This is a genomic window from Pseudomonas sp. GW460-12-10-14-TSB1, assembly GCF_017349775.1.
Lineage (GTDB): Bacteria > Pseudomonadota > Gammaproteobacteria > Pseudomonadales > Pseudomonadaceae > Aquipseudomonas > Aquipseudomonas piscium.
In genome coordinates this window covers 19,284-46,241 of the sequence record NZ_JACNAC010000008.1, presented here as the reverse complement: position 1 = coordinate 46,241, position 26,958 = coordinate 19,284, and the positions used below count along the sequence as shown (strand labels likewise).

At 63.7% G+C, this 26,958-nt stretch carries 23 protein-coding genes; 7 read left to right on the top strand and 16 right to left on the bottom strand.

The window, feature by feature from the left end; translation table 11 throughout:
* Positions 1-93: 93 nt before the first annotated feature.
* The 8 genes from fdhA to J4D52_RS07655 all read right to left on the bottom strand — a co-directional run bounded on the left by fdhA (position 94) and on the right by J4D52_RS07655 (position 10,103).
* Positions 94-1,293 carry a formaldehyde dehydrogenase, glutathione-independent gene (gene fdhA / locus J4D52_RS07690; protein WP_063433242.1) on the bottom strand — a complete coding sequence of 400 codons (1,200 nt, stop codon included), beginning with the start codon at positions 1,291-1,293 and terminating at the stop codon, positions 94-96.
* Between the two features lie 181 nt (positions 1,294-1,474).
* Positions 1,475-2,332 carry a formyltetrahydrofolate deformylase gene (gene purU / locus J4D52_RS07685; protein WP_063433243.1) on the bottom strand — a complete coding sequence of 286 codons (858 nt, stop codon included), beginning with the start codon at positions 2,330-2,332 and terminating at the stop codon, positions 1,475-1,477.
* A 106-nt stretch (positions 2,333-2,438) separates the two neighbouring features.
* Complete coding sequence (locus tag J4D52_RS07680) at positions 2,439-3,071, bottom strand: sarcosine oxidase subunit gamma (protein ID WP_063433244.1); 633 nt, start codon at positions 3,069-3,071, stop codon at positions 2,439-2,441.
* Positions 3,072-3,204: 133 nt separating this feature from the next.
* Complete coding sequence (locus J4D52_RS07675; protein WP_025807290.1) at positions 3,205-6,222, bottom strand: sarcosine oxidase subunit alpha; 3,018 nt, start codon at positions 6,220-6,222, stop codon at positions 3,205-3,207.
* On the bottom strand, positions 6,219-6,548 hold the full coding sequence (locus J4D52_RS07670) for a sarcosine oxidase subunit delta (protein ID WP_053281201.1): 330 nt from the start codon (positions 6,546-6,548) through the stop codon (positions 6,219-6,221). The genes J4D52_RS07675 and J4D52_RS07670 overlap by 4 nt, the downstream gene beginning before the upstream one ends.
* 14 nt (positions 6,549-6,562) lie before the next feature.
* The gene (locus tag J4D52_RS07665; protein ID WP_009051223.1) at positions 6,563-7,813 is read right to left on the bottom strand and encodes a sarcosine oxidase subunit beta family protein; all 1,251 of its coding nucleotides are present in this window, start codon (positions 7,811-7,813) and stop codon (positions 6,563-6,565) included.
* A 23-nt stretch (positions 7,814-7,836) separates the two neighbouring features.
* A complete protein-coding gene (locus J4D52_RS07660; protein ID WP_063433245.1) occupies positions 7,837-9,090 on the bottom strand; it encodes a serine hydroxymethyltransferase in 1,254 nt (417 codons plus the stop codon).
* Between the two features lie 269 nt (positions 9,091-9,359).
* On the bottom strand, positions 9,360-10,103 hold the full coding sequence (locus J4D52_RS07655; RefSeq protein ID WP_063433246.1) for a TraX family protein: 744 nt from the start codon (positions 10,101-10,103) through the stop codon (positions 9,360-9,362).
* 224 nt (positions 10,104-10,327) lie between these two features.
* On the opposite strand from J4D52_RS07655, the gene J4D52_RS07650 reads away from it, so the two are divergent.
* Positions 10,328-11,368 carry a low specificity L-threonine aldolase gene (locus J4D52_RS07650; protein WP_025807287.1) on the top strand — a complete coding sequence of 347 codons (1,041 nt, stop codon included), beginning with the start codon at positions 10,328-10,330 and terminating at the stop codon, positions 11,366-11,368.
* Between the two features lie 168 nt (positions 11,369-11,536).
* A complete protein-coding gene (locus J4D52_RS07645) occupies positions 11,537-12,361 on the top strand; it encodes an NAD(P)-dependent oxidoreductase (protein WP_063433247.1) in 825 nt (274 codons plus the stop codon).
* A gap of 108 nt (positions 12,362-12,469) precedes the next feature.
* Here the strand turns inward: J4D52_RS07645 and gbcB are convergent, their stop codons facing one another.
* Entirely contained in the window at positions 12,470-13,570 is a 1,101-nt protein-coding gene (gbcB, locus tag J4D52_RS07640; RefSeq protein WP_025807284.1) for a glycine-betaine demethylase subunit GbcB, read from the bottom strand.
* Between the two features lie 283 nt (positions 13,571-13,853).
* On the opposite strand from gbcB, the gene gbcA reads away from it, so the two are divergent.
* Positions 13,854-15,149 carry a glycine-betaine demethylase subunit GbcA gene (gene gbcA, locus J4D52_RS07635; RefSeq protein WP_025807283.1) on the top strand — a complete coding sequence of 432 codons (1,296 nt, stop codon included), beginning with the start codon at positions 13,854-13,856 and terminating at the stop codon, positions 15,147-15,149.
* An 854-nt stretch (positions 15,150-16,003) separates the two neighbouring features.
* Here gbcA and J4D52_RS07630 read toward each other — a convergent pair.
* From J4D52_RS07630 to J4D52_RS07605, 6 genes are all read right to left on the bottom strand, one after another.
* Positions 16,004-16,774 carry an electron transfer flavoprotein subunit beta gene (locus tag J4D52_RS07630; RefSeq protein WP_102676408.1) on the bottom strand — a complete coding sequence of 257 codons (771 nt, stop codon included), beginning with the start codon at positions 16,772-16,774 and terminating at the stop codon, positions 16,004-16,006.
* Between the two features lie 15 nt (positions 16,775-16,789).
* Positions 16,790-18,010: an electron transfer flavoprotein subunit alpha/FixB family protein gene (locus J4D52_RS07625; RefSeq protein ID WP_063433249.1), complete on the bottom strand. Its 1,221-nt coding sequence runs from the start codon at positions 18,008-18,010 to the stop codon at positions 16,790-16,792.
* Positions 18,010-19,959: a dimethylglycine demethylation protein DgcB gene (gene dgcB, locus J4D52_RS07620; RefSeq protein ID WP_063433250.1), complete on the bottom strand. Its 1,950-nt coding sequence runs from the start codon at positions 19,957-19,959 to the stop codon at positions 18,010-18,012. Before dgcB ends, J4D52_RS07625 begins: the two co-directional genes overlap by 1 nt.
* Before the next feature lie 163 nt (positions 19,960-20,122).
* Positions 20,123-22,183: a dimethylglycine demethylation protein DgcA gene (gene dgcA / locus J4D52_RS07615; protein WP_009051236.1), complete on the bottom strand. Its 2,061-nt coding sequence runs from the start codon at positions 22,181-22,183 to the stop codon at positions 20,123-20,125.
* Between the two features lie 15 nt (positions 22,184-22,198).
* Positions 22,199-22,729, bottom strand: coding sequence for a DUF5943 domain-containing protein (locus tag J4D52_RS07610; RefSeq protein ID WP_063433251.1), 531 nt, complete (start codon positions 22,727-22,729; stop codon positions 22,199-22,201).
* Positions 22,730-22,911: 182 nt separating this feature from the next.
* A complete protein-coding gene (locus tag J4D52_RS07605) occupies positions 22,912-23,889 on the bottom strand; it encodes a dipeptidase (RefSeq protein WP_007926352.1) in 978 nt (325 codons plus the stop codon).
* A gap of 226 nt (positions 23,890-24,115) precedes the next feature.
* Here J4D52_RS07605 and J4D52_RS07600 point away from each other — a divergent pair, with 226 nt between their 5' ends.
* The 4 genes from J4D52_RS07600 to J4D52_RS07585 all read left to right on the top strand — a co-directional run bounded on the left by J4D52_RS07600 (position 24,116) and on the right by J4D52_RS07585 (position 25,754).
* Positions 24,116-24,517 (top strand): lysozyme inhibitor LprI family protein, encoded by a 402-nt coding sequence (locus tag J4D52_RS07600; protein WP_063433252.1) that lies wholly within the window; start codon positions 24,116-24,118, stop codon positions 24,515-24,517.
* Between the two features lie 224 nt (positions 24,518-24,741).
* Positions 24,742-24,996, top strand: a complete 255-nt coding sequence (locus J4D52_RS07595) for a type II toxin-antitoxin system RelE/ParE family toxin (protein WP_063433253.1) — start codon at positions 24,742-24,744, stop codon at positions 24,994-24,996.
* Positions 24,935-25,303, top strand: a complete 369-nt coding sequence (locus J4D52_RS07590) for a helix-turn-helix domain-containing protein (protein WP_053281210.1) — start codon at positions 24,935-24,937, stop codon at positions 25,301-25,303. The genes J4D52_RS07595 and J4D52_RS07590 overlap by 62 nt, the downstream gene beginning before the upstream one ends.
* A gap of 34 nt (positions 25,304-25,337) precedes the next feature.
* The gene (locus J4D52_RS07585) at positions 25,338-25,754 is read left to right on the top strand and encodes a DUF3010 family protein (protein WP_063433254.1); all 417 of its coding nucleotides are present in this window, start codon (positions 25,338-25,340) and stop codon (positions 25,752-25,754) included.
* 116 nt (positions 25,755-25,870) lie between these two features.
* Here J4D52_RS07585 and J4D52_RS07580 read toward each other — a convergent pair whose 3' ends face one another.
* Positions 25,871-26,818: a GlxA family transcriptional regulator gene (locus tag J4D52_RS07580; RefSeq protein ID WP_063433255.1), complete on the bottom strand. Its 948-nt coding sequence runs from the start codon at positions 26,816-26,818 to the stop codon at positions 25,871-25,873.
* Positions 26,819-26,958: the final 140 nt, after the last annotated feature.

Below are 26,958 nucleotides of genomic sequence, written 5' to 3'. Positions count from 1 at the left end.
AGGCAGCGGCTACAGGAAGCACAGTCGGGCTTTGCTCGAGTCAGCCATAAAAAAGGGCGACCCGAGGGCCGCCCTTTTTACTGCGCTGAAGCCTTAGGCCGCGCTGAACAGCTTGTGCGGGTCGATGACGAATTTCTTCGGCACGCCGGCGTCGAATTCGCCGTAACCACGCGGGGCGTCATCCAGGCTGATGACCTGCACGCCGACCACTTCGGCGATGTTGATGCGGTCCCACATGATGGCCTGCATCAGTTGGCGGTTGTACTTCATCACCGGGGTCTGGCCGGTGTGGAAGCTGTGGGACTTGGCCCAGCCGAGGCCGAAGCGGATGCTCAGGCTGCCCATCTTGGCCGCGGCATCCACCGCGCCCGGGTCTTCGGTGACGTAGAGGCCGGGAATACCGATCTTGCCGGCGACCCGCACCACGCCCATCAGCGAGTTGAGCACCGTGGCCGGCGCTTCGTGCTGGGCCCCTGAATGGCCGTGACCGCGGGCCTCGAAGCCCACCGCGTCGACCGCGCAATCCACTTCCGGCTCACCCAGCAAGGCGGCGATCTGTTCGTGCAGCGGGGTGTCCTTGGACAGGTCGGCGATCTCGAAACCCTGGGCCTTGGCGTGGGCCAGGCGCACCGGGTTGACGTCGCCAACGATCACCACCGCCGCGCCCAGCAGACGGGCGGACGCAGCAGCAGCCAGGCCTACCGGGCCGGCACCGGCGACATACACGGTGCTGCCCGGGCCGACGCCGGCGGTAACGGCGCCGTGGTAGCCGGTCGGCAGGATGTCGGACAGGCAGGTCAGGTCGCGGATCTTCTCCATGGCCTTGTCGCGGTCCGGCAGTTTCAGCAGGTTGAAGTCGGCGTAAGGCACCAGCACGTATTCGGCCTGGCCGCCGGTCCAGTCGCCCATGTCGACGTAGCCGTAGGCACCGCCGGCGCGAGCCGGGTTGACGGTCAGGCAGACGCCGGTGTGTTGCTCCTTGCAGGAACGGCAGCGCCCGCAAGCCACGTTGAACGGTACCGAGACCAGGTCGCCGAGCTTCAGGTTCTCGACGTCGCTGCCCTTCTCCACCACCTCGCCGGTGATTTCGTGACCCAGGACCAGGCCGACCTGGGCGGTGGTACGGCCACGCACCATGTGCTGGTCCGAGCCGCAGATATTGGTGGATACCACGCGCAGGATGACGCCGTGCTCAATCTTCCTGCCGCGCGGGTCCTGCATTTTTGGATAGTCGATTTTCTGTACTTCGACCTTGCCATTGCCGAGATACACGACACCACGATTACCAGACATGCTTTCACCTCGCTGTTGTTTTTATGAAACCGCGCTGCCGGAAAAAGGCAGCGCGTAGAGTGCTCGGGTACAGATGCTGTTTCGTCTTCAAAATCGTTTCGCGAGCAAGCTCGCTCCTACAGAGGAATGCGTGCGTCTGTAGGAGCGAGGCTTGCCCGCGATGGCCGCAAAGCGGCCTGTGTTAAAGCACCACCGTCCTGTTGGCGTTCAAGAACACCCGCCGTTCGATGTGATAACCCACGGCCCGCGCCAGGGTCAGGCCCTCGATATCGCGCCCCTTGGCAATCAGGTCCTCGGGGTAGTGACTGTGGTCCACCACTTCCACGCCCTGGGCGATGATCGGACCTTCGTCCAGGTCGTTGTTGATGTAGTGCGCGGTGGCACCCACCAGTTTCACGCCCTTGTTGTAGGCCTGGTGATAAGGCTTGGCGCCCTTGAAACCGGGCAGCAGGGAGTGGTGGATGTTGATCGCCTTGCCATCGAGCTTGCGGCACAGCTCCGGCGACAGCACTTGCATGTAGCGCGCAAGGATCACCAGTTCGGCGCCGGATTCCTCGATCACCTGCCACACCTGACGCTCCTGGGACGGTTTGTCATTGGGGTCCAGGGGGAAGTGGTAGTACGGGATCTGGTGCCAGTCGGCCAGGGGCTTGAGGTCCGGGTGGTTGGACACCACTGCCACCACGTCCATCGCCAGTTGGCCGATGCGCTGGCGGTAGAGCAGGTCGTTGAGGCAGTGATCGGCCTTGGAGACCATGATCACCACTTTCGGCCGATGCTGCGGTGGGGTCAGTTCGACGTTCATGTCGAAAGCCCGGGCGCGTTCGGCCAGGCCGTCGCGCAGGCCCTGCTCGTTGAAATTCTCGGGCTGGCGGAACTCCACGCGAATGAAGAAACGCGCCGAAAGCCGGTCATCGAAGGAGTGGTGCTCAGTGACGTAGCAGCCCTGCTCGAACAGAAAGCGGGTCACCGCGTCCACCGTGCCGAGCACGCTGGGGCAGTCGGCAGTCAGAATCCAGGTATCGGGTGCGCGGCTCATGCGGGGTGACTCCTGTTCGTAATGGGCAACCGTTGTGCGGTTGATCGCGAACCAGCCTCGCTCCTGCGGTGGATCTCCGTCAGGAGCGGGCTGGCCCGCGAAGGTCTCAGGCCTGAACGCTGAGGCCGTATTCGGCGGCGGCATCCTGCAGCCACAACCACCAGTAATCGGAGAAGCTGCGGCGGATCACCAGTTCCCAGGTGTCTTCGCCCATGCGGCGGATCACCAGTTGCGACTTGGCGAACACGGTGCCGACGGCCTTGCCCACCGGGAAGTTGTTGGGGTGCACGTCGTAGCTGGTGGACTTCATCAGCACTTGGCGCACGTTCGGGCCGGACAGCTCGAGAATCTGCTGGCCGCCGCTGACGTTGACGATCTGGATATGCAGGTCGCCCAGCGCTTCGCGCAGTTTTTTCTCGGCGGCGAATTCTTCACCGCTCGGCACCACCAGCAACCACTCGTCCGGCCCCATCCACTGCAGGCTGGTTTCGCCCTTGGCAACCACGGTCAGGGCCACCGGCAGTTCCAGGCCCAGGGCCTTGTGCACGCCGGAAGCGAAGGCCGGGTCATGGCCATCGCCGCGGATGGTCAGGTGGCCGAGGAGTTTCTTCTCGCGCAGGGTCACGCCTGCGTTCTTGCGGCCCTTGCCCACCAGGCTGGCGAGGTCGGCATGGTGCAGCGACGACTCGGCTTTGGCGCCAGTGGTCGGGCGCTGTTGGTAAACGTTGACTGCGGTCATAGAGCACCTGTCTTCAAATTCTTGCATCACACCCGTAGGAGCGGAGCTTGCCCGCGATGAATACATCGCGGTCTGTCTGAGGCTCCGCGTGATGCCTATCGCGAGCGAGCCTCGCTCCTACAAGGTTGTAGGGTTAAACGTTCTGGCGATCGCCTTTCGGATCGAAGAACACCGAAGAAACGATTTCCGCCTCGATCACCGTACCGTCGGCCAATGGCGCGAATACCCGCTCGCCCATCCGCTTCAGGCCGCCCTTGACCACACCCATGGCAAACGAATAACCCAGGGAGTTGTGGGCATAGCTGGAGGTCACGTGACCGACCATGCTCATCGGGATCGCCTGCTTGGTGTTGAACACCAGTTGCGCGCCTTCCGGCAGCCACTGGTTCGGGTCGATCGGCTTCAGGCCCACCAGTTGCTTGCGCTGGTCGCGCACGCAGTCTTCGCGGTTCATGCCACGCCAGCCGATCCACGAGAAGGGTTTGGTGCGACCGACGCACCAGCCCATGTTCAGGTCGTCCGGAGTCATCGAGCCGTCAGTGTCCTGGCCAACGATGATGAAGCCCTTCTCGGCCCGCAATACGTGCATGGTTTCGGTGCCGTACGGGGTCAGGTTGTACTTCTTGCCGGCCTCGACGATCTGCTCCAGCACGCCCATGGCGTAGTCGGCCTGGACGTTGACTTCGTACGACAGCTCGCCGGTGAAGGAGATACGGAACACCCGCGCCGGCACGCCGCCCACCAGGCCTTCTTTCCAGGTCATGAACGGGAAGCCGTCCTTGTCCAGGTCGATGTCGGTGACTTCGCTGAGCAGCTTGCGGCTGTTCGGCCCGGACAGGGTCATGGTCGCCCAGTGGTCGGTAACCGAGGTGAAGTACACCTTGAGGTCCGGCCATTCGGTCTGCTGATAGATCTCCAGCCATTGCAGGACGCGCGCGGCGCCACCGGTGGTGGTGGTCATGATGAAGTGGTTCTCGCCGACGCAGGCGGTCACGCCGTCGTCGAAGACCATGCCATCTTCCTTGCACATCAGGCCGTAGCGCGCCTTGCCCACGTCGAGCTTGGTCCAGGCGTTGGTGTAGATGCGGTTGAGGAACTCACGGGCGTCCGGGCCCTGGATATCGATCTTGCCCAGGGTCGAGGCGTCGAGCAGGCCGACGCTGTCACGCACCGCCTTGCACTCGCGCTTGACCGCGGCGTGCAGGTCTTCGCCGTTCTTCGGGAAGTACCAAGGGCGCTTCCACTGGCCGACGTCCTCGAACTCAGCACCATTCTTCACGTGCCACGAATGCAGCGCGGTGAAGCGCACCGGCTCGAAGATGTGCCCGCAGTGACGACCGGCCACCGCGCCGAAAGTCACCGGCGTGTAGTTCGGACGGAACATGGTGGTGCCCATCTGCGGGATGCTCACGTTCAGCGAACGAGCCGCGATGGCCAGGCCGTTGACGTTGCCGAGCTTGCCCTGATCGGTACCGAAGCCCAGCGCGGTGTAGCGCTTGACGTGCTCGACCGACTCGAAGCCCTCGCGGGTCGCCAGTTCGATGGCGGCGGCGGTGACGTCGTTCTGCAGGTCGACGAACTGCTTGGGTGCCCGCGCGGTGCCTTTTTCATGGGGCACCTGGAACAGCGCCAGGGTCGACTCTTCGAGACGGCTCAGGGCCTTGGGCAGTACCGCTTCCACGGCCTTGAAGCCCGCTTCGCTGGCGGCACGCACGCCACCTTCGAAACCGTCGGCCAGGGAATCGCCGAGGCTGTAGACCCCATTGATGCCACCAACACACACGCGTTTCTGCGGTGCTTCGCCCGGTACGAAACCGAGGATGTCTTCACGCCAGATCGGCTTGCCGCCCAGGTGCGACGCCAGGTGCACCACCGGGCTGTAGCCGCCGGAGCTGGCAATCAGGTCGCAGTCCAGCCACTCGCCCGGGCTGGTGACTTTGTGCGCCTTGACGTCGATCGCCGCGACGCGGGCGCCGGTCACATGTTTGCTGCCACGGGCTTCGATCACCGCACTGGAAGTGAGGATGCGAATGCCCTTGGCACGGGCTTCTTCCACCAGCGCGCCACGTGGGTTGTGACGGGCATCGGCGATGGCCACCACTTGCAGGCTGGCGTCGAGCCAGTCCAGGGCCACACGGTAGGCGTGGTCGTTGTTGGTGCTCAGCACCAGCTTCTTGCCCGGTGCCACGCCGTAGCGGCGCACGTAGACCGAGACCGCGCCGGCCAGCATGTTGCCCGGCACGTCGTTGTTGCCGTAGACCAGCGGACGCTCGCAGGCGCCGGTGGCCAGCACCACGCGCTTGGCACGCACCCGGTGGATGCGCTGGCGTACCTGGCCGATCGGCGCGCGATCGCCGAGGTGGTCGGTCAGGCGCTCGTGAATGGTCAGGAAGTTATGGTCGTGGTAGCCGTTCACGGTGGCCCGTGGCAGCAGGGTCACGTCCGGCAGCGACTTCAGCTCGGCGACCACGGTGGCGACCCACTCGGCCGCTGGCTTGCCGTCCAGGCTTTCGCGGCTGTCCAGCAGGCTGCCGCCGAATTCTTCCTGCTCGTCGGCGAGGATCACCCGCGCACCGCTGCGCGCGGCAGCCAGGGCCGCGGCCAGGCCGGCAGGGCCGGCGCCGACGATCAGCACGTCGCAGTGCTGGTTCATGTAGTCGTAGGTGTCCGGATCGTTCTCGGTCGGCGAGCGACCCAGGCCCGCGGCCTTGCGGATGTACTTCTCGTAGGTCATCCAGAACGATTGCGGATACATGAAGGTTTTGTAGTAGAAGCCCGGCGGCATCAGCTTGCCGCCGACCTTGCCGAGAATCCCCATCATGTCGTTGTTGACGCTCGGCCAGCCGTTGGTGCTGGTGGCGACCAGGCCCTGGTACAGCGCCTGTTGGGTAGCGCGCACGTTAGGGATCTGGGTGGCTTCGGTGGCGCCGATCTGCAGCACCGCGTTCGGCTCTTCGGCACCGGCGGCGAAGATGCCGCGCGGCCGGGAATACTTGAAGCTGCGACCGATGATGTCCACGCCGTTGGCCAGCAGGGCGGCGGCCAGGGTGTCGCCTTCGAAGCCTTTGTAGGTCTGGCCGTTGAAGGTGAAGCTGAGGACTTTGTTGCGGTCGATGCGTCCGCCGTTGGACAGGCGATTGGACTGGCTCATACCTTCTCTCCCAGAGCCTGCGTGGCCGCTTTCGGGCTATCGGTCTTGTCGGTGAATTGCGGCTTGGTACCGATCTTGTAGGTTTCGAGAATCTCGTAGGTCAGGGTGTCGCGGGTGGCGTTGAAGTACTGACGGCAACCGGCGGCGTGGATCCACAGCTCGTGGTGCAGACCGCGAGGGTTGTCGCGGAAGAACATGTAGTTGCCCCACTCCTCGTCGGTGCAGTTGTTCGGATCCAGCGGACGCGGGATATGCGCCTGGCCGGACGAATGGAATTCCTCTTCGGAGCGCAGTTCGCCGCAGTGAGGACAGAAGATGTGCAACATAGGGATTTCTCCTGTTAGTGGGCGACAGCTGCAGCGCCGTGTTCGTCGATCAGCGCACCGTTGTGGAAACGGTCGATGGAGAAAGGTGCGGCCAGCGGGTGCATTTCACCCTTGGCCAGGCTCGCGGCGAATACGTTGCCCGAACCCGGGGTGGCCTTGAAGCCGCCGGTACCCCAACCGCAGTTGAAGAACATGTTCGGCACCGGAGTCTTGGAGATGATCGGGCAAGCGTCCGGGGTGGTGTCGACGATGCCGCCCCATTGGCGGTTCATGCGCACCCGCGAAAGGATCGGGAACATCTCGACGATGGCCTGGATGGTGTGTTCGATCACCGGGTACGAACCGCGCTGGCCGTAGCCGACCCAGCCGTCGATACCGGCGCCGATCACCAGGTCGCCCTTGTCGGACTGGCTGATGTAACCGTGCACCGCGTTGGACATGATCACGCTGTCGATGATCGGCTTGATCGGCTCGGACACCAGCGCTTGCAGCGGGTGCGATTCGATCGGCAGGCGGAAACCCGCGAGCTTGGCCATGTGCCCGGAGTTACCGGCGGTGACCACGCCGACGCGCTTGGCGCCGATGAAGCCCTTGTTGGTTTCCACGCCGATGCACACACCGTTTTCCTTGCGGAAGCCGATCACTTCGGTCTGCTGGATCAGGTCCACGCCCAGGGCGTCGGCGGCACGGGCAAAGCCCCAGGCCACGGCGTCGTGACGGGCCACGCCGCCACGGCGCTGGACGGTAGCGCCCATCACCGGGTAGCGGGTGTTCTTGGAGCAGTCCAGGTAGGGAATCTCGTCCGCCACCTGCTTGGCGTTGAGCAGTTCGCCGTCCACGCCGTTGAGGCGGTTGGCGCTGACCCGACGCTCGGAATCGCGGATGTCCTGCAGGGTGTGGCACAGGTTGTAGACGCCACGCTGAGAGAACATCACGTTGTAGTTGAGGTCCTGGGACAGGCCTTCCCACAGTTTCATCGCGTGTTCGTACAGGTGCGCCGACTCGTCCCACAGGTAGTTGGAACGCACGATGGTGGTGTTGCGGGCGGTGTTACCGCCGCCCAGCCAGCCTTTCTCGACCACGGCGACGTTGGTGATGCCGTGCTCCTTGGCCAGATAGTAGGCGGTCGCCAGGCCATGCCCGCCACCGCCGACGATGACCACGTCGTAGACCTTTTTCGGGGTTGGCGTGCGCCACATGCGCTGCCAGTTTTCATGGTGGCTGAGGGAGTGCTTGAAGAGGCCGAAGCCCGAGTAGCGTTGCATAGTCATTTACTCCAAAACCGCACTCAGCGATAAACCGGGAAGTCCGCGCACAGGGCCGATACCTGACGAGCGACATTGGCCTCGACATCGGCATCGCCGAGGTGGTCGAGGATGTCGCAGATCCAGCCGGCCAGCTCCACGCACTGGGTAACCTTGAAGCCGCGGGTGGTCACCGCCGGGGTGCCGATACGCAGGCCGGAGGTCACGAACGGCGACTGTGGATCGTTCGGGACAGCGTTCTTGTTCACGGTGATGTGGGCGCGACCCAGGGCGGCGTCCGCATCCTTGCCGGTGAGGCCTTGACGGATCAGGCTGACCAGGAACAGGTGGTTGTCGGTGCCGCCGGACACTACATCGTAGCCGCGTTTGATAAATACGCCGGCCATGGCCTGGGCGTTGTCGATCACTTGCTGCTGGTAAGCCTTGAAGCCAGGTTCCAGCGCTTCCTTGAAGCACACAGCCTTGCCGGCGATCACGTGCATCAGCGGGCCGCCCTGGGCGCCAGGGAATACCGCGGCGTTGAGCTTCTTCTCGATTTCTTCGTTGGCCTTGGCCAGGATCAGGCCGCCACGCGGACCGCGCAGGGTCTTGTGGGTGGTGGTGGTGACCACGTCGGCGTAAGGCAGCGGGTTCGGGTACAGGCCGGCAGCCACCAGGCCAGCAACGTGGGCCATGTCGACGAACAACAGCGCGCCGACTTTATCCGCGATCTGGCGGAAGCGTGGGAAGTCGAGGGTCTTGGAGTAGGCCGAGAAACCGGCAACGATCATCTTCGGCTTGTGCTCGACGGCCAGGCGCTCGACTTCGTCGTAGTCGATCAGCCCGGTGTCGGTGTCGATGCCGTACTGCACGGCGTTGTACAGCTTGCCCGAGGACGACACCTTGGCGCCGTGGGTCAGGTGGCCGCCATGGGCCAGGCTCATGCCCAGGATGGTGTCGCCGGCTTGCAGCAGGGCCAGGTACACGGCGCTGTTGGCCGAGGAACCGGAGTGCGGCTGGACGTTGGCGTAGTCGGCGCCGAACAGTTGCTTGGCGCGCTCGATGGCCAGGGCCTCGACCTTGTCCACGTGCTCGCAGCCTCCGTAGTAGCGCTTACCCGGATAACCTTCGGCGTACTTGTTGGTCAGGCCGCTGCCTTGCGCTTGCATCACGCGCTTGCTGGTGTAGTTCTCCGACGCGATCAGCTCGATGTGATCTTCCTGACGTTGCTCCTCGGCATTCATGGCCGCCAGCAGTGCATCGTCATAACCCTGGATTTGGTCTTGCTTGCTGAACATCGCGTCTCTCCCAGCGGCGGCGGTGCGCCTTTCGTCTCGGTGAGGCACGTACCCTGCGGTAGTGCCCTTTGGATGCGATGGTATGACCGGCGCTGACCGGTCAAATGCCTATGGACGCCACGCAAAGGTGCGTTTACGACATGGCTTGGCGCAGAGAGACAAATGCTTCCAGGCGCCACAGGCCGAAGGCTCTAAATCGGTGGCTTGCCCGCGACCGCCAGACCCCGCCACCGACCAGTGGCGCCGGGCCCGCTATCGGTGATCAGCCGTCAGGCCAGCAGGTTGCGCAGCGCCAGCAGCAGAAGGAAATGCCCGGGGTACAGGAGATAGGCCCAGCGCCGCATCGGTGGCGGCGAAACACCGCGCAAGCGCCGCAGGATCGACAGCCCCAGCCACGGCGCCAGCACGCAGGCGACCAGGGCCCAGGCCGCCACCTGGTTGCCCTGGCGCGCCGCTGGCAGCAGGTTTTCCCACTGATTGGCCGCCAGGCACAGCAGTCCCGGCAGCAGTGCCCAGTACCAGCGGCGCTGCAGCACCAGCAACAACGCCAGCGGCAGCAATACGCCAAACAAACCGAACATCAGGTACCGGTCGAACAGCCCACCCAGCAAGGCCGCGATAATCCCCAACCACAACGCCAGGCCGCCGCGTCGCTGCCAGGCACGGGCCACCAGCAGGCCCAGGGCCAGGGTCGGCAACACATTCAGGGTATCGGGGTCGGGAATGTACAGCCGGTACGGCACTTCGCTGAGCAGGCTGAACAGCAGCAGCCAGCCCAGGTAACGCCATTGCCCCGCGCCCTCGCGCGCCCTCGCGCCGGCCCGCGTCACATTGGCCGCCAGCGCCAGGCAGAACCAGGGAAACGCCAGGCGCCCGGGTACATACAGCAGATCGAAGCTCCAGCCGACGTAGCGCAGGTGATCGAGCACCATGCAAAGCAGCGCCAGCCACTTGAGCAGGTCCAGGGCGCCATCGCGCCGGGCGGCAAATGGAGTCAGGATCGGGTCTGGCATATATCCTCATGGCCTGTGCATTTTTCATCCATAAACAGAGCGTGTGCTCCCCCGTCAATCTTGGGTAAAGTGGCGCTCCACCGATTTCTGCGGGGCCTGCGTTGTCCTGCTGGCCCAGACCTCGTTGCGGACGTTTTACCCAAGGGCTCCTTACCCAGGAGCGCCTTATCCGGAGCCCTTTATCGAAGGACTCCCCTCTCGGACCCTTAGCACGGAAGACGGCCATGACCGACAAGAGCCAACAATTCGCCAGCGACAACTATTCCGGCATCTGCCCCGAGGCCTGGACGGCCATGGAACAGGCCAATCGCGGCCACGAACGCGCCTACGGCGACGACCAGTGGACCGCGCTCGCCGCCGATTATTTCCGCAAGCTGTTCGAGACCGACTGCGAGGTGTTCTTCGCCTTCAACGGCACTGCCGCCAACTCCCTGGCCCTGTCGTCGCTGTGCCAGAGTTACCACAGCGTCATCTGCTCGGAAACCGCCCACGTCGAAACCGACGAATGCGGCGCGCCGGAGTTCTTCTCCAACGGCTCCAAGCTGCTGATCGCCGGTACCGAGAACGGCAAGCTGACCCCGGACTCGATCCGCGACATCGCCCTCAAGCGCCAGGACATCCACTATCCCAAGCCACGGGTGGTGACCCTGACCCAGGCCACCGAAGTCGGCAGCGTCTACACTCCGGACGAAATCCGCGCCATCAGCGCCACCTGCAAGGAGCTGGGGCTGAACCTGCACATGGACGGCGCGCGGTTCTCCAACGCCTGCGCCTTCCTCGGCTGCTCGCCCGCCGACCTGACCTGGAAAGCCGGGGTCGACGTGCTGTGCTTCGGCGGCACGAAAAACGGCATGGCGGTGGGCGAGGCGATCCTGTTCTTCAACCACAAGCTGGCCGAAGACTTCGACTACCGCTGCAAACAGGCCGGCCAGCTGGCCTCGAAGATGCGTTTTCTGTCCGCGCCCTGGGTCGGCCTGCTGGAAAACGACGCCTGGCTCAAATACGCCCGCCACGCCAACCATTGCGCACAGTTGCTGGCCGAGCTGGTGGCGGACATTCCAGGGGTGGAGCTGATGTTCCCGGTGCAGGCCAACGGCGTGTTCCTGCAACTCTCGGAACCGGCCATCGCCGCGCTGACCGCCAAGGGCTGGCGCTTCTACACCTTCATCGGTAAAGGCGGCGCGCGTTTCATGTGCTCGTGGGACACCGAGGAAGCGCGGGTGCGCGAACTGGCCGCGGACATTCGCCAGGTCATGGCCGGCTGAAACGCCCCCGCCAGCGCCACCCTGCCCTGCGCCCCGGTCAACTGGCCGGGGCCATTCCCGCCGCACCAGCTTTTCGCCCCTGATCCGCACGCGCCGCCAGACATGAACTAGATTGTCTGGCGAGCCGCTGTACCCGCTCGGATAACGACAATAATCAGGAGCGCATCCATGTCCTTACAAGGCAAGACCCTGTTCATCACCGGCGCCAGTCGTGGCATCGGCCGTGAAATCGCCCTGCGGGCGGCGCGGGACGGGGCCAATATCGTGATCGCAGCCAAAAGCGCCGAACCCCATCCCAAGCTGCCCGGCACCATCTTCAGCGTGGCCCGCGAGGTCGAGGCGATGGGCGGCAAGGCCCTGGCCCTGCAGGTGGACGTGCGTGACGAAGACGCGGTGCGCCAGGCCCTGGCCAAGGCCGCCGAACAGTTCGGCGGCATCGATGCGCTGGTCAACAATGCCGGGGCGATCAAGTTGACCGGGGTGCAGCACATCGAGCTCAAGCGCTTCGACCTGATGCACCAGATCAACACCCGCGCCGTGCTGCTGTGCAGCCAGGCGGCCCTGCCCTACCTGAAAAGCAGCGGCGGCCACATCCTCAACCTGTCGCCGCCGCTGAACCTGGCGAGCAAATGGTTCGCCCAGTACAGCCCCTACACCGTGACCAAATACGGCATGAGCATGCTGACCCTGGGCATGAGCGAGGAATTCAGGAACTACGGCATCAGCGTCAACTCGCTGTGGCCGCAGACCATGATCGCCACCGCCGCCATCGAGTTCCAGCTGGGTTCGCGCGAGTCGTTCAAGCATGCGCGCACGCCTGCGATCATGGCCGACGCGGCCCACGCGATCCTCTCCAGCAGCCAGCGCCGCATCACCGGGCGCCTGCTGATCGACGAGGAAATACTGCGTGAACAGGGAGTGAGCGACTTCACCCATTACCGCTTCGATCCCGACAGCAGCGAAACGCTGATGACGGATCTGTTTATCGATTGAAAAAACGCAGCGCCCCCAACGCAAACAAGCTCGCTCCTGCAGGGTTTTCACCCGGCCTGCAGGAGCGAGCTTGCTCGCGATAAACGATGAACCGGTGCCGAACCGGACTCAATACTCGACCCGCACATCCCCCTTCGGTACGCTGCAGCAGGACAGGATGTAGCCTTCGGCTTCGTCTTCCTCGGTGATGCCGCCGTTGTGGTCCATCTCCACTTCGCCGCCTAGCTTGAGCACCTTGCAGGTGCCGCAGATGCCCATGCCGCAGGCCTTGGGGATCATCAGGCCAAGCTTGGCCGCCGCGGCGTGGACGGTCTCGCCCGGTGCCACGCGGATGCTCTTGCCGGACGCGGTGAACTCCACCTGGTGCAGGTCGGCGGCGTCGACTTCCGGCGCCTCGGCGGCCTGTTCGGCCTGTTCCACCGCATCGGCACGGGCTTCCGCCGGCGTCGCGCCGAAGGATTCCTCGTGGTAGCGCGACATATCGAAGCCGGCGGCCTCAAGCAGGCGCTTGACCGCGTTCATGTAAGGCGTCGGGCCGCAGCAGAACACCTCCCGCTCGAGGAAGTCCGGTGCCATCAGCTCCAGCATCTTGTGGTTCAGGTAGCCGCGATAACCGGCCCAGGGCTCGCCCAGGCCGTGTTTCTCGCAGATCAGGTGCAGGCTGAAGTTGTCGATCCGCGACGCCATGTGCTCCAGCTCGCGGTGATAAATGATGTCTTTCGGCGAGCGCGCGCTGTGGATGAACACCATGTCGACATTGCCGTTGGTGTCGTAGAACCAGCGCGCCATGGACATCACCGGGGTGATGCCGACGCCACCGCTGAGGTAGAGGATCTTCGGGCTGGGGAAGTCGATAGCGTTGAACAGCCCCACCGGCCCGTGCACCGCCAGCTCCTGGCCTTCGTGCAGGGTGTCGTGCAGCCAGTTGGACACCTTGCCGCCAGGGACGCGCTTGATGGTCACCGAGAAGCTGTACGGCACCGAGGGCGAGCTGGAAATGGTGTAGGAACGCATGATCGGCTGGCCTTCGATCTCCAGCTCCAGGGTGACGAACTGCCCCGGCTTGAAGAAGAACATGATCGGCTGGTCGGCCATGAAGCAGAAGGTGCGCACGTCCCAGGTTTCCTGGATGACTTTGACGCAACGGACGATGTGTCGGCCATTGGCCCAGGTCTGGGTGGTTACCGGGTTCAGGAAGTTATTGGACATGCTGGTTCTCCACGGCCGACTGCCGGCCTTTATGTGGCGATTGTGCGCAGGCCCATGAACGCCCATTTACCTATCCGCGACATTCACATGCTTATCGCGACCAGCCCCCAACCACCGGGGCTTGCGCGTCGGGAACAGATTGGGCCATGTCGCCCATGGATAAGGTTCTGGGCCGCGTCGGCCCCACACTCGCCTCAACTGATAACAGCTGGTTTCCAGCCTTGCGTCGCAACAACCGTAGACACTTTCGCCGGCCACACAGATGGCCATGAGGACTAAAACGATGGACGTCACCGCAACCCTGAGCCTGGGCGATCCGCTGGAACCCGCACGCAAGGCCACCGCACAAATGCTCCAAGAACGCGAGCGGACCTTCTCCCTGCCGCAGCCGTTCTACTGCGACGAGCGCCTGTTCGATATCGACATGCAGGAGATCTTCCAGAAGGAATGGCTGATCGCCGGCATGACCTGCGAGATCCCGACCAAGGGCAACTACATCACCCTGCAGATCGGCAAGAACCCGATCATCGTGATCCGTGGCGCCGACGGCGTGGTCCATGCCTTCCACAACGTCTGCCGCCACCGCGGCTCGCGCCTGTGCACCAGCGACAAGGGCAAGGTCGCCAAGCTGGTCTGCCACTACCACCAGTGGACCTACGAGCTGGACGGTCGCCTGCTGTTCGCCGGCACCGAGATGGGCGCCGACTTCGACATGAAGCAGTACGGCCTCAAGCCGGTGAACGTGAAGACCGCCGGTGGCTACATCTTCATCAGCCTCGCGGAAAACCCGCCGGCCATCGATGACTTCCTGGCGACCCTGACGCACTACATGGAACCCTACGACATGGAGAACACCAAGGTGGCGGTGCAGACCACCTTGATGGAAAAGGCCAACTGGAAGCTGGTGCTGGAAAACAACCGCGAGTGCTACCACTGCGGCGGTTCGCACCCGGAGCTGCTGAAAACCCTGCTGGAGTGGGACGACGTCACCGACCCGCGCGCTGACCAGGCGTTCAAGGACCATGTGGCCGCCTCCGCCGCCGCCTGGGAAGCCGAGAAGATCCCTTACGCCCACGCCAGCTTCGGCCTGCGTAACCGCATCGTGCGCATGCCGCTGCTCAAGGGCACCGTGTCCATGACCATGGACGGCAAGCAGGGCTGCGCCAAGCTGATGGGCCGGATCAAGAACCCGGACCTGGGCTCGATGCGCATCCTGCACCTGCCGCACTCGTGGAACCACTGCATGGGCGACCACATCATCGTGTTCACCGTGTGGCCGATCAGCGCCCAGGAAACCATGGTCACCACCAAGTGGCTGGTGCACAAGGACGCGGTCGAAGGCGTGGACTACGACGTCGAGCGCATGCGCCAGGTGTGGGACGCCACCAACGACCAGGACCGTCGCCTGGCCGAAGAGAACCAGCGCGGCATCAACTCCACCGCCTACCAGCCAGGCCCGTACTCCAAGACCTATGAGTTCGGCGTGGTCAACTTCGTGGACTGGTACAGCGAGCGCATGCTGAGCAACCTCGGCGCCGAACCGGCTCCGTACCTCAAGGGCGTGCCGGTTCACGGCTGATCCAAGACCTGTAGGAGCGAGGCTTGCCCGCGATGAACGCGACACGGTGCATCTGACACACCGGGTTATCGTTCATCGCGAGCAAGCCTCGCTCCTACCAGGACGAAGTCGCTGTACAAAATCTGATCTACCCCCTTCCCGGCCATGGCCGACAAGGCCCCCAGCCTTCCGCGAACAAGTTATCCACATCTCCACCCACAGCAAATGTGGGCAACTCGGCTTTCAGCCAATGGATTCATTGGCAGAACCTGAAGAAAATCCGTGACTTATCCAGAAAGGCCTTTTCCAGCAGGCTTTGATCATTTTTTGAACAATACTCTGCAAGCCACGTATTTAAAGGCCCGCAGGCGAAGGCGAACACCTTATCCACAGAAGCGCCAACAGACTTTGGGGGCAACTTCACAGCAAAGGGCGGCAAGCTGTGGAAAACCGCCGAATAGCGCGAAATATCGAGGTTTCAGTGCTGCCGGCAGGGCAAAACCCCAGAGTTGAGTATTTTTTGATCAGCCTTCTAAAAGCCGCTGTTTATAAGGCTCTCAGCGGATAGCGAACATCTTATCCACAAAGAGGCCAACAGACTTTGGGGGCAACTCGCCGGCGACAGAGGAGCGAGGGAATTCCTTATCCACAGAAAAACCTTCGAAAAAACCTCGACTTAGCTTGATCGTTTTTCGTACAACGCGCTGCAGCGCTTGATTGGCGAGGCTTGCAGAGAGGGACAAACATCTTATCCATAGAGGCGCGCACAGGGATTGTGGGTAACCGTGGATACAGGGGAGGAATCAATCGCAGGCAAGCCGCACCCTGTAGGAGCGAAGCTTGCTCGCGATAACGGTGGAGCGACAGGCCTGGCCCTAACGGACCATGCCTTCTTCGATCAGCAGCTTGAGGATCGCCTCGGCCCCAGCTTCGGCGCTGACGCCCTTGAGCACCTGACCACCACCGCCGCTAGCCTTGGCGGTTGCGGCCTTCATGCGGTCGGCGCCGCTCTTGGCCTTGATCACTTTCAGGCGCTTGGGCCGGGGCTTGGCCGGTTGCAGGGTGGCACTGGTGAATAACTCATCGTCGAGCACTTCCACCTGCCGCGCCTGCAGCACCCCGCGTCGGGCCGGGCCGTAGGCGCTCTGCCGTGGCTTGGGCGCGGCGTTATCCACAGTGGCGAGGAACGGCAGGCGCACCTTCAGCCGACGGCGCTGGCCGCGCGGCAAGGCTTGCAGCACCAGGGCCACGCCGCCGTCGATGGACTCCACCTGGGCCAGGCCCACCACCAGCGGCCAGCCGAGGTTCTCCGCCAGCAGGAACGGCAGCATGCCCGAACCTTCGCCGGTTTCCGCCTGGCTGCCGGTAAGCACCACTTGTGCCCCGGCATCGCGCAGATAATCGGTCAGCGCCGGCAGCGCATCGGCACCGGCCGGCTGCTCCAACACGTGCATCTGTTCCAGGCCCATGCCCAGGTACGCGCGCAGGGCCGGCTCGGCGATATCGCCGGCGTGCAGCACCTGCAGCCTGTCCCCAGCCAGTTGCAGCCCCAACTCGACCGCCCGCGCATCCTGCTCGGCACGCCGTGGGCGGCCGGAAGTCGGGTGGGCGCCGATGGACACCAGGCTGATCACATTAGTACTCATAACCCTATCCTTCCCTTAAGCCGCATCGCGCTTGGCGCCGTTGCGGTAGGCCTCTACCGCCGCGATCAAGGCTTGAAGAAGCTCGGCGCTTTCGCCAATCACCGACAGGTCGGCGCGTTTGATCATGTCGCAGCCCGGATCGAGGTTGATCGCCACCACCTTGTCGCAGGCACCGATGCCCTGCAGGTGCTGGATCGCCCCGGAAATCCCCACCGCCACGTACACCCGGGCGGTGACCCAGGTGCCCGAGGCGCCGACCTGACGGTCGCGGGCCATGAAGCCGTCGTCCACCGCCACCCGCGACGCGCCTTCGGTGGCGCCCAGGGCCGCGGCGGTCCGGTGGAAAAGCTCCCAGTCCTTGACCCCGTTGCCGCCGGAGAAAATGAATTCGGCCTCGGCCATGGGAATCGCCGCCGGGTCCACCGCCACCGCGCCCAGGTCCTCGATCCGCGCCAGGCTGCGCGCCACCGTTGTGGATAACTCCACCGGCAGGGCTTCGTGGCGGGTTTCGCTGACCGGCTCGGCGCATTCGGCGGCGGCCAGGATCAGGCGTGCCAACGGTCGGGCCAGGTCCTGCAAGCCAGCACCGGCGCGGCCGATGCACTGCTCGTCCTTGACCTGCCAGACCCGCGTGGCCGGGCGTTCGCCCAGGGCCGCGGCAAAGCGTCGGCCCAGTTCGCCGCCACCGGTACGGCTGTCGGGCAGCAACCAGTGGCGTGGGCTGAACTGGTTATCCACAGCCCGCAGGCCCTGGACCCGTTGCTCCGGTGCATAACCGCTGAATTCGTTGCCTTCCAGCACCAGCAGGCGGTCGACGCCGGCCGTGGCGAAGGCGTTTTCCTTGTGCTCGCCGAACACCACCGCCAGCACCGCGCCGTCCTTGCCGGCCAGTTGATGGGCCAGGCCCAGAAGATCGCGGTCGTGGCTGCTCAGGCGGCCGCCGACCATGTCCGGCACCACGCTGATGTAGAACGCCGGCTGCGCCACCTGATGCAGCGGCAGCTGGACTTCGACCGCGGCGCTGCGCTTGACCGCCCCGCCCTGCTGGGCGCCGCTGCGGTCGATGCGCTTGATGCCGTTGGGGCCGATAAAACCGATCCCGTGGGGGTTCTTGCGGATGATGCCGTTGGGCCCCATCCAGCTGTGCTGCGCCGGCTGCATGGCCGCGTGCAGCGGGTGCAGGCGGTTGCGGGCGATCCATTCGGCCCGCGGGTCGCGGCGGATAATGTCGCTCATCAGTGGGCCTCCGCAGGTTCACGTTTGGCCGGGGCGGCCGGTTTGCCCGACGCGGCGTCTTCCAGCAAGGCGTCGGCCACCAGTTCGGCGATGTCCTTGATCAGCGGTCGCGGTTCGACCACGCCTTCAAGCATCGCGGTGCATTGTGGACAACCCACGGCCACCAGCTCGGCGCCGGTTTCGCGGATGTCGTCCATGCGCATGTCGGGGATCCGCTGCTTGCCCGGAATGTCGGTGATCGGCGCGCCGCCGCCACCGCCGCAGCAGCGCGAGCGGAAACCGGAACGTTGCATTTCCTTGACCTCGATCCCCAGCGCCCGCAGCACTTCCCGCGGCGCTTCGTACTCGCCGTTGTAGCGGCCCAGGTAGCACGGGTCGTGATAGGTCACGCTGTTGCCCTTGTGCTGGCCCAGATTCAAGGCGCCGCCGGCGATCAGCTCGGCCATGTAGGTGCTGTGGTGCTGCACCACGTACTCGCCCCCCAGGGCGCCGTATTCGTTTTTCAGCACATGGAAACTGTGGGGGTCGCAGGTGACGATGCGCTTGAAGCTGTACTTGGCCAGGGTCTGGATATTGCGCTTGGCCAGCAGCTGGAAGGTCGCCTCGTCGCCCAGGCGCCGGGCCACGTCGCCGCTGTCGCGTTCTTCCAGCCCCAGTACCGCGAAGTCGACCTTGGCCGCTTTCAGCACTTTGACGAAGGCGCGCAGGGTGCGCTGGTTGCGCATGTCGAACGCGCCGTCGCCAACCCAGAACAGCACGTCGGTGGTTTTCTTCTCGCCCAGCAGCGCCAGGTTGAGGTCCGCCGCCCAGTTCATCCGCCCGCCCGGGGCAAAACCGCCCGGGTTGTCGGTGGCGATCAGGTTTTCCAGGACTTCGGCGCCCTTGTTCGGGGTCGCGCCCTTTTCCAGGGTCAGGTGACGGCGCATGTCGACGATGGCATCGACGTGCTCGATCATCATCGGGCATTCCTCGACGCAAGCGCGGCAAGTGGTGCAGGACCACAGGGTCTCGGCGTCCACCAGGCCGTTGACGATCGGCTGGTGCGGATTGCCGCTGTGTTCGCCAATCGGTTTACCCGGATACGGGCTGCCAGCGAACTTGGCGTCGGTACCGCCCGCCAGGCCAACCACCATGTCCTGGATCAGTTTTTTCGGGTTCAGCGGCTGGCCGGCGGCAAAGGCCGGGCACGCGGCTTCGCATTTACCGCACTGCACGCAGGCGTCGAAGCCCAGCAGCTGGTTCCAGGTGAAATCCTTGGGTTTTTCCACGCCCAGCGGGGCGTTCGGGTCTTCCAGGTCCAGCGGCTTGAGGCCGGTGGAACGGCCGCCACCGAAGCGTTCGGCGCGACGGTGCCAGGCCAGGTGCAGGGCACCGGCGAAGGCGTGCTTCATCGGGCCGCCCCAGGTCATGCCGAAGAACAGCTCGGACACGCCCCACAGCACGCCGATGCCGAGAATCACCGCCAGTACCCAGCCACCGAAGTTTTCCGGAAGGATCCCGGCCACCGGCAGGGTCACCAGGAAGAACGACGCCGAGAACGCCAGCAGGCTTTTCGGCAGGCGCATCCACGGGCCTTTCGACAGGCGCGCCGGCGGGTTGCGGCGGCGCAGGTAGACGAAGATCGCGCCGACGAACATCACCGCCGACATCAGCAGCAAGGCGTAACCGAGGATGCGGTTATGCAGGCCGAAACCGTGCACCAGAATCGCCAGCACGATGGACGCCACCGCGCCACCGGCGGTGGCCACGTGGGTGTTGGCGATGTATTTGTCCCGCGCCACCACATGGTGCAGGTCGACCATGTAGCGCTTGGGCATGGCCAGCAGGCCGCCGATCAGGTCGACCTTGGACGCACGGCCCCGGCGCCACATGGCCACCCGCCGCAACGCGCCCAGGACAGCCAGGCCTATGGCTGCGAACAGCAGGATGGGAAGAAGGGTGTTCAACATGGTGGAGCTCCCAAAGACCTCGGGCTTAACTACCTGGATGACTTGCTCGTCCTCTGTAGGAGCGAGGCTTGCCCGCGAAAGCAATGGATCTGCCGACATCCATGGCGAATGTCAGCACGTCCTCGCGGGCAAGCCTCGCTCCTACAGGGTTATCCACAAGCGCTTAGAAATCCTTGCAGATCCGCAGGGCGTCATAGATGGCCGCGTGGGTGTTGCGCTGCGCCACGCAGTCACCGATGCGGAACAGCAGATAACCGTCGCCCGCCTGGCTCAACGAAGGCTGTGGCTTGATCGCGAACAGTGCTTCGACGTCGACCTGGCCCTTGTTGCGCGAACCTTCCTTGAGCGCGTAGTAGATCGCTTCGTCAGGCCGCACGCCGTTCTCCACCACCACCTGGTCGACCACCCGCTCCTCTTTGGCGCCGGTGTATTCGTTCTCCAGCACCGCCACCAGCTTGTCGCCTTCGCGGTAGACCTTTTCCAGCATCATGTCGCCGGTCATGATCACTTCTTTGGGGTACATGCTGCGGTAGTAGGTCGGGAACGACGTACCGCCGATGGCCACGCCCGGCTTGATGTCGTCGGTGACGATTTCGACCTGGCTGCCCTTGTCGGCGAGGAAGTCGGCCACCGACATGCCGGTGAACTCGCAAATGGTGTCGTAGACCAGCACGTTCTTGCCCGGAGCGACCTTGCCGTCGAGCACGTCCCAGCTGCTGACCACCAGCCCTTCGGCGGCGCCCCAGTGTTCGTTCTGTTCGAGGAACGGATGCCCGCCGACGGCCAGCACCACGATGTCCGGACGCAGGTCGAGGATGGTCTCGGCATCGGCCGCGGTCCCCAGGCGCAGGTCGACCTTCAGCCGTGCCAGCTCCAGCTGGTACCAGCGGGTGATGCCGGCGATCTGGTCGCGTTGCGGCGCTTTCGCGGCAGTGGTGATCTGCCCGCCGATGGCCTCTTTCTTCTCGAACAGGGTCACGTCGTGGCCCCGTTCGGCGGCCACCCGCGCCGACTCCATGCCGGCAGGACCGGCGCCAACCACCACCACCTTGCGTTTCGGCCCGGTGGATTTCTCGATGATGTGTGGCACGCCCAGGTATTCACGGGAGGTCGCGGCGTTCTGGATGCACAGCACGTCAAGGCCCTGGTACTGGCGGTCGATGCAGTAGTTGGCGCCCACGCACTGCTTGATCTGGTCGATCTGGCCCATCTTGATCTTGGCGATCAGGTGCGGGTCGGCAATGTGCGCGCGGGTCATGCCGACCATGTCGACATAGCCGCCTTCCAGGATACGGGTAGCCTGGTTCGGGTCCTTGATGTTCTGCGCGTGCAGTACCGGGACCTTGACCACTTCCTTGATGCCGGCAGCCAGGTGCAGGAACGGCTCCGGTGGATAACTCATGTTCGGAATCACGTTGGCCAGGGTGTTGTGGGTGTCGCAACCCGAGCCCACGACGCCGATGAAATCGAGCATGCCGGTGTCGTCGTAATACTTGGCGATCTGCTTCATGTCCTCATGGGACAGGCCGTCCGGGTGGAACTCGTCACCGCAGATCCGCATGCCCACGCAGAAATCGTCACCGACCTCGGCGCGCACTGCCTTGAGCACTTCCAGGCCGAACTTCATCCGGCCTTCGAAAGTGCCGCCCCATTCGTCGGTCCGCTTGTTGACCCGCGGGCTCCAGAACTGGTCGATCATGTGCTGGTGCACGGCGGACAGCTCGACGCCGTCCAGGCCGCCGGCCTTGGCCCGGCGCGCGGCCTGGGCGTAGTTGCCGATCACCCGCCAGATCTCTTCCGGCTCGATGGTCTTGCAGGTGGCGCGGTGCACCGGTTCACGGATGCCCGACGGCGACATCAAGGTCGGCCAGTTGAAACCGTCCCAACGCGAGCGGCGGCCCATGTGGGTAATCTGGATCATGATCTTGGCGCCATGCTTGTGCATGGCATCAGCCAGGTTCTGGAAGTGCGGAATGATGCGGTCGGTGGACAGGTTCACCGAGCTCCACCATTCCTGCGGGCTGTCGATGGCCACCACGGACGAACCGCCACAGATCGCCAGGCCGATACCGCCCTTGGCTTTCTCTTCGTAATACTTCACGTAGCGGTCGGTGGTCATGCCGCCGTCGGTGGCGTAGACCTCGGCGTGCGCGGTGCTGAGCACCCGGTTGCGGATGGTCAGTTTGCCGATCTGGATCGGCTGGAACATCGCTTCGAAAGCCATTTTTCTTAACTCCGCTTACAACGGCTTGACGGTGAACAGGCCATCGTCGTGGCCTTCTTCGGAACCGCCGTAGACCTGTTCGGCAACGGTGCGGATCTTGCTACCGCGAGCGGCCAGAATCTGATCCATGGCGCCGGCGAACCAGCCGGTGAACATGTAGTCGACCTTGCGCCCGACCTTGCCGTACACATAGACAAAGGCCGAGTGTTCGAGCTTGACGCTGGCGGTGCCCTTGTCGAGGTCGATGTCCTGGATCTTGAACAGGCCCCAGCCACGCTGCGACAGGCGCTTCATGTAGTGCTCGAACACCGCGACGCCTTCCAGGCCGTGGCATTCGGCTTCTTTTTCGCACCAGTGCCAGGCGGATTTGTAGCCGGCCTTGTAGAGAATCTCGGCATAGGCTTCGGCGCCCAGCACTTCCTCGATACCGATGTGGTTGTTGACGAAGAAGTGACGCGGCACGTACAGCATCGGCAGGGCGTCGGAGGTCCAGACACCGGTTTCGCTGTCGACTTCGATGGGCAGTTGCGGGGCGATCTTGGCCATGTTTCAAAACTCCGGAATTCAGTGTTGTTGACGCCATCCTGTAGCCGCTGCCGCAGGCTGCGATAAGGTTCGAAGAACCTTCATGGCGGCCTTGAGAGCACGACTGCTGCGCAGCCGATCGCAGCCTTCGGCAGCGGCTACAGGGATAGCGTTGCGTCTAACGATTCAGTTGATGGTTGGCGTTATTCGCCCCAGACGTCCTTCAGGACATTGACCCAGTTCTCGCCCATGATCTTGCGCACCACACGCTCGGAGTGACCGCGCTTGAGCAGGGTCTCGGTGAGGTTGGGGAACTCGCCCACGGTGCGGATGCCCAGCGGGTTGATGATCTTGCCGAAGTTGGTCAGGCGACGGGCGTAGCCCTTGTCGTGGGTCAGGTATTCGAAGAAGTCCTGGCCATGGCCCTGGGTGAAGTCGGTGCCGATGCCGATGGCGTCTTCGCCGACGATGTTCATGGTGTATTCGATGGCTTCGGCATAGTCGTCGATGGTCGAATCGATGCCCTTGGCCAGGAATGGCGCGAACATGGTCACGCCGACGAAACCACCGTGGTCGGCGATGAACTTCAGTTCTTCATCGGACTTGTTGCGCGGGTGCTCTTTGAGGCCCGACGGCAGGCAGTGGGAGTAGCAGACCGGCTTCTTCGATTCGAGGATGACTTCCTCGGAAGTCTTGGAGCCGACGTGGGACAGGTCGCACATGACGCCGACGCGGTTCATCTCGGCGACGATCTCGCGGCCAAAACCCGACAGGCCGCCGTCGCGCTCGTAGCAGCCAGTACCCACCAGGTTCTGGGTGTTGTAGCACATCTGCACGATACCCACGCCCAGTTGCTTGAACACCTCGACGTAGCCGATCTGGTCCTCGTAGGCGTGGGCATTCTGGAAGCCGAAAAGGATGCCGGTCTTGCCCAGTTCCTTGGCCTTGCGGATGTCGGCGGTGGTGCGCACCGGCATCACCAGGTCACTGTTCTCGCGGATCAGCTTCTGGCTGGAGGCGATGTTGTTGACCGTGGCCTGGAAGCCCTCCCACACCGACACGGTGCAGTTGGCCGCGGTCAGGCCGCCTTTACGCATGTCTTCGAACAGCTCACGGTTCCACTTGGCAATGATCAGCCCGTCGATAACGATGCTGTCGGCGTGCAATTCGGCTGGGCTCATCAGGCAGTCCCCTTATTGGCAATTCATGCGCCGAATCGTCTGCCGGCGCTTTGGGTCAGCATATGCCTCGGTGCCCGGGCAGCCGGGTGCAAAAACGACAGGGGAATTGCCGAAAGCGTCAATCCGCGACAAAGGGTCTGCCGGGCGTCCCTTGCCCCATCTGTTCTTTGTCATGCGCATGGGCCAGAATCCGCCGCATCACTGGATTAGAGGGGGCTACGACGCAATGAAATCGATCTTCCTGGCTTTGGCACTGCTGGCGACTGGCGCACAGGCGGCTGAAGAGGCCGACAACTCTCCGTGCGACAGCGTCGAACAGGACCAACAGACTCTGGAATGCGCCACCTTCAACAAAACCACCGCCGAGCAACTGCTGAGCGACAACCTGCAGGGCCTGCTCGAACGCCTGGGCACGCAATACGGCAGCGACAAGGCGCAGTTGGCCGACATCACCGCCAAGGTCCAGAACGCCCAGCAGCTGTGGCAGAAACAGCGCGACGCCGACTGCGCCGTCGACACTTTCCCCGCCAAACCCGGCAGCAAGGCCTACGGCATTGCCCAGGCCGATTGCCTGGCGCGCATGAGCGATGAACGGTCGGAGTTTCTTGAGTCGATCGGGCAGGAGTAACGGGTCGGCCGCAAGATTTCCGATGACAGGAATACCGCTATCGCGGGCAAGCCTCGCTCCTACGCCTGTAGGAGCGACCAGCGACACTCGATACACCACCGCTGAACACCCTCCTCTCACGGCTGTAACAAGCCATGAGCAATACCTGGACAAGGTTCCTGCCTTGGCCCGCGGGCGAATATAAGTAAAGATTGATTAATCTTATAAAAGGCTTATATTCGTTCATGAACAGCATCCTGTGGACCCGTAAGGCCGTCAAACAACTGCTGCGATTGCACAGCGCCCACCAGGTACAGATCCGCGATGCGGTGACCTTGCTCGGCGGCATGCCCGATACCGGCAACGTCAAGGCGCTCAGCGGCCATACCTATGCCTATCGCCTGCGAGTGGGCAACTATCGAATCCTGTTCGACTGGGATGGCGCTATCAGAGTGGTCAGTATCCAAGAGGTCAAGAAACGTGACGAACGCACCTACTGACATCCAGATCATCAATGGCACGGACGGCAAGCCGGCGTTCGTGGTGATCCCTTATGCGCACTATGTGGCGCAACAGCAGGAGCCGGACCTGATCCCCCATGACGTGGTCAGCCGCATGGTCGACGGCGCCACGCCAATCCGCGCCTGGCGCGAACACCTGCACCTGACCCAGGACGAGGTCGCCAGGCGCCTGGGCATTTCCCAGCCGGCCTTCGCCCAGCAGGAAAGCGTCGCCAAGCCCCGTCGCGCCACCCGCGAGAAGATCGCCGCCGCCTTCGGCATTCGCGCCGACCAGCTGGAACTGTAAGCTGCACGCCATTCACCGAGAAAAAGGTCTTTCCATGAGCATCTGCGGCATCGAAATCAAAGGCAGCGAAGCCATCTTCGCCATGGCCACCCTGCAAGACGGCACGGCGCAACACCTGGCCAACGCCTGCAAGAAAATCGCCCTGGACGACGATGACGAGGCCGCCAACGTCAAAGCCTTCGCCACCCAGGTCGCAGCCTTTGTCCGCGACAACGGCATCAGCCGCATCGCCATCAAGAAACGCAGCAAAAAAGGTGAATTCGCCGGCGGCCCGACCACCTTCAAGATCGAAGGCGTGTTCCAGTTGCTGGACAACTGCGAGGTGACCCTGCTGTCACCGCAGACCATCAATGCGCAGAACAAAAAGCACAACTTCAACCTGCCGGCGACGCTGAACAAGTATCAACACGAGGCGTACAAGACCGCCTGTGCGGCATTGCTGAAAAAATAAACGCTCTCTGCTTCTGTAGGAGCGCAGCTTGCTCGCGATGCGGACAACACGTTGGGGCAGACAGGCCGCCATCGCGGGCAAGCCTCGCTCCTACAGGGGCGGCATCAGATGGCAGCTCAGGCCTTCAGGCTTTGGCGCCGGTCTTCCCGCGGGCACTGGGCAAAACGCGCGCGATAGCTGCGGGTGAAATACGAGGGTGATTCGAAGCCGCAGGCGATGCTGACTTCCAGCACGCTCATGTCGGTCTGGCGCAGCAGTTGCCGGGCCTTTTCCAGGCGCAGCCCCAGGTAGAAATTGCTCGGGGTGTCGTTCAGGTGCAGGCGGAACAGGCGTTCGAGCTGACGCCGGGTGACCTTGATCGATTCGGCCAGCTGCAGGGTGCTCAGGGGCGGCTCGCTGTGCTGTTCCATCTCGCCGATCACCTGCACCAGCTTCTTGTTGCGGATGCCGTAGCGGGTGGCGACCTCCATCCGTTGGTGGTCCTTGCGCGGACGGATGCGCCCGAGCACGAACTGTTCGCTGACCTGGATCGCCAGCTCCGGGCCGTGGGCCTGGCCGATCAGGTCGAGCATCATGTCAATGGACGCGGTGCCGCCAGCCGAGGTGATGCGCCGCCGGTCGATCTCGAACAGCTCCTGGGTCACGCTGAGCTGGGGATAGGACTCCTTGAACGCCTCGATCGCTTCCCAGTGCAGGGTCACGCGGTGGCCTTCGAGCAGCCCGGCTTCGGCCAGGACCACGCTGCCGGTGTCGATGCCGCCCAGGGTCACGCCCTCCACATCCAGGCGACGCAACCAGTGCACCAACGCCGGGGTGAGGAACTTCAGCGGCTCGAAGCCGGCCACCACCAGCAGAGTCGCGCCTTTCTTCAACGGCTCCAGCGCCGCATCGGCGTTGACCGACATGCCGTTGCTCGCCAATACCGCGCCGCCATCGGTGCTCAGCACATGCCAACGATACAGCTCACCGCGAAAGCGATTGGCCACGCGCAGCGGCTCGATGGCCGAGATGAACCCGATGGCCGAGAAGCCCGGCATCAGCAAGAAATAGAAATCCTGGGACATGGAACGCACTCGGATAACGGGCAGCGTGGCCACTGTGATACGCCGTTTCTACGCCAGGTTCAAGACGAAGGTCGCTGCAGTGCAAGAGCCGGTCGCCGCTGTGCGTTTTCAGCGCTCGCCGGCTGCGTAACGTGGCATCA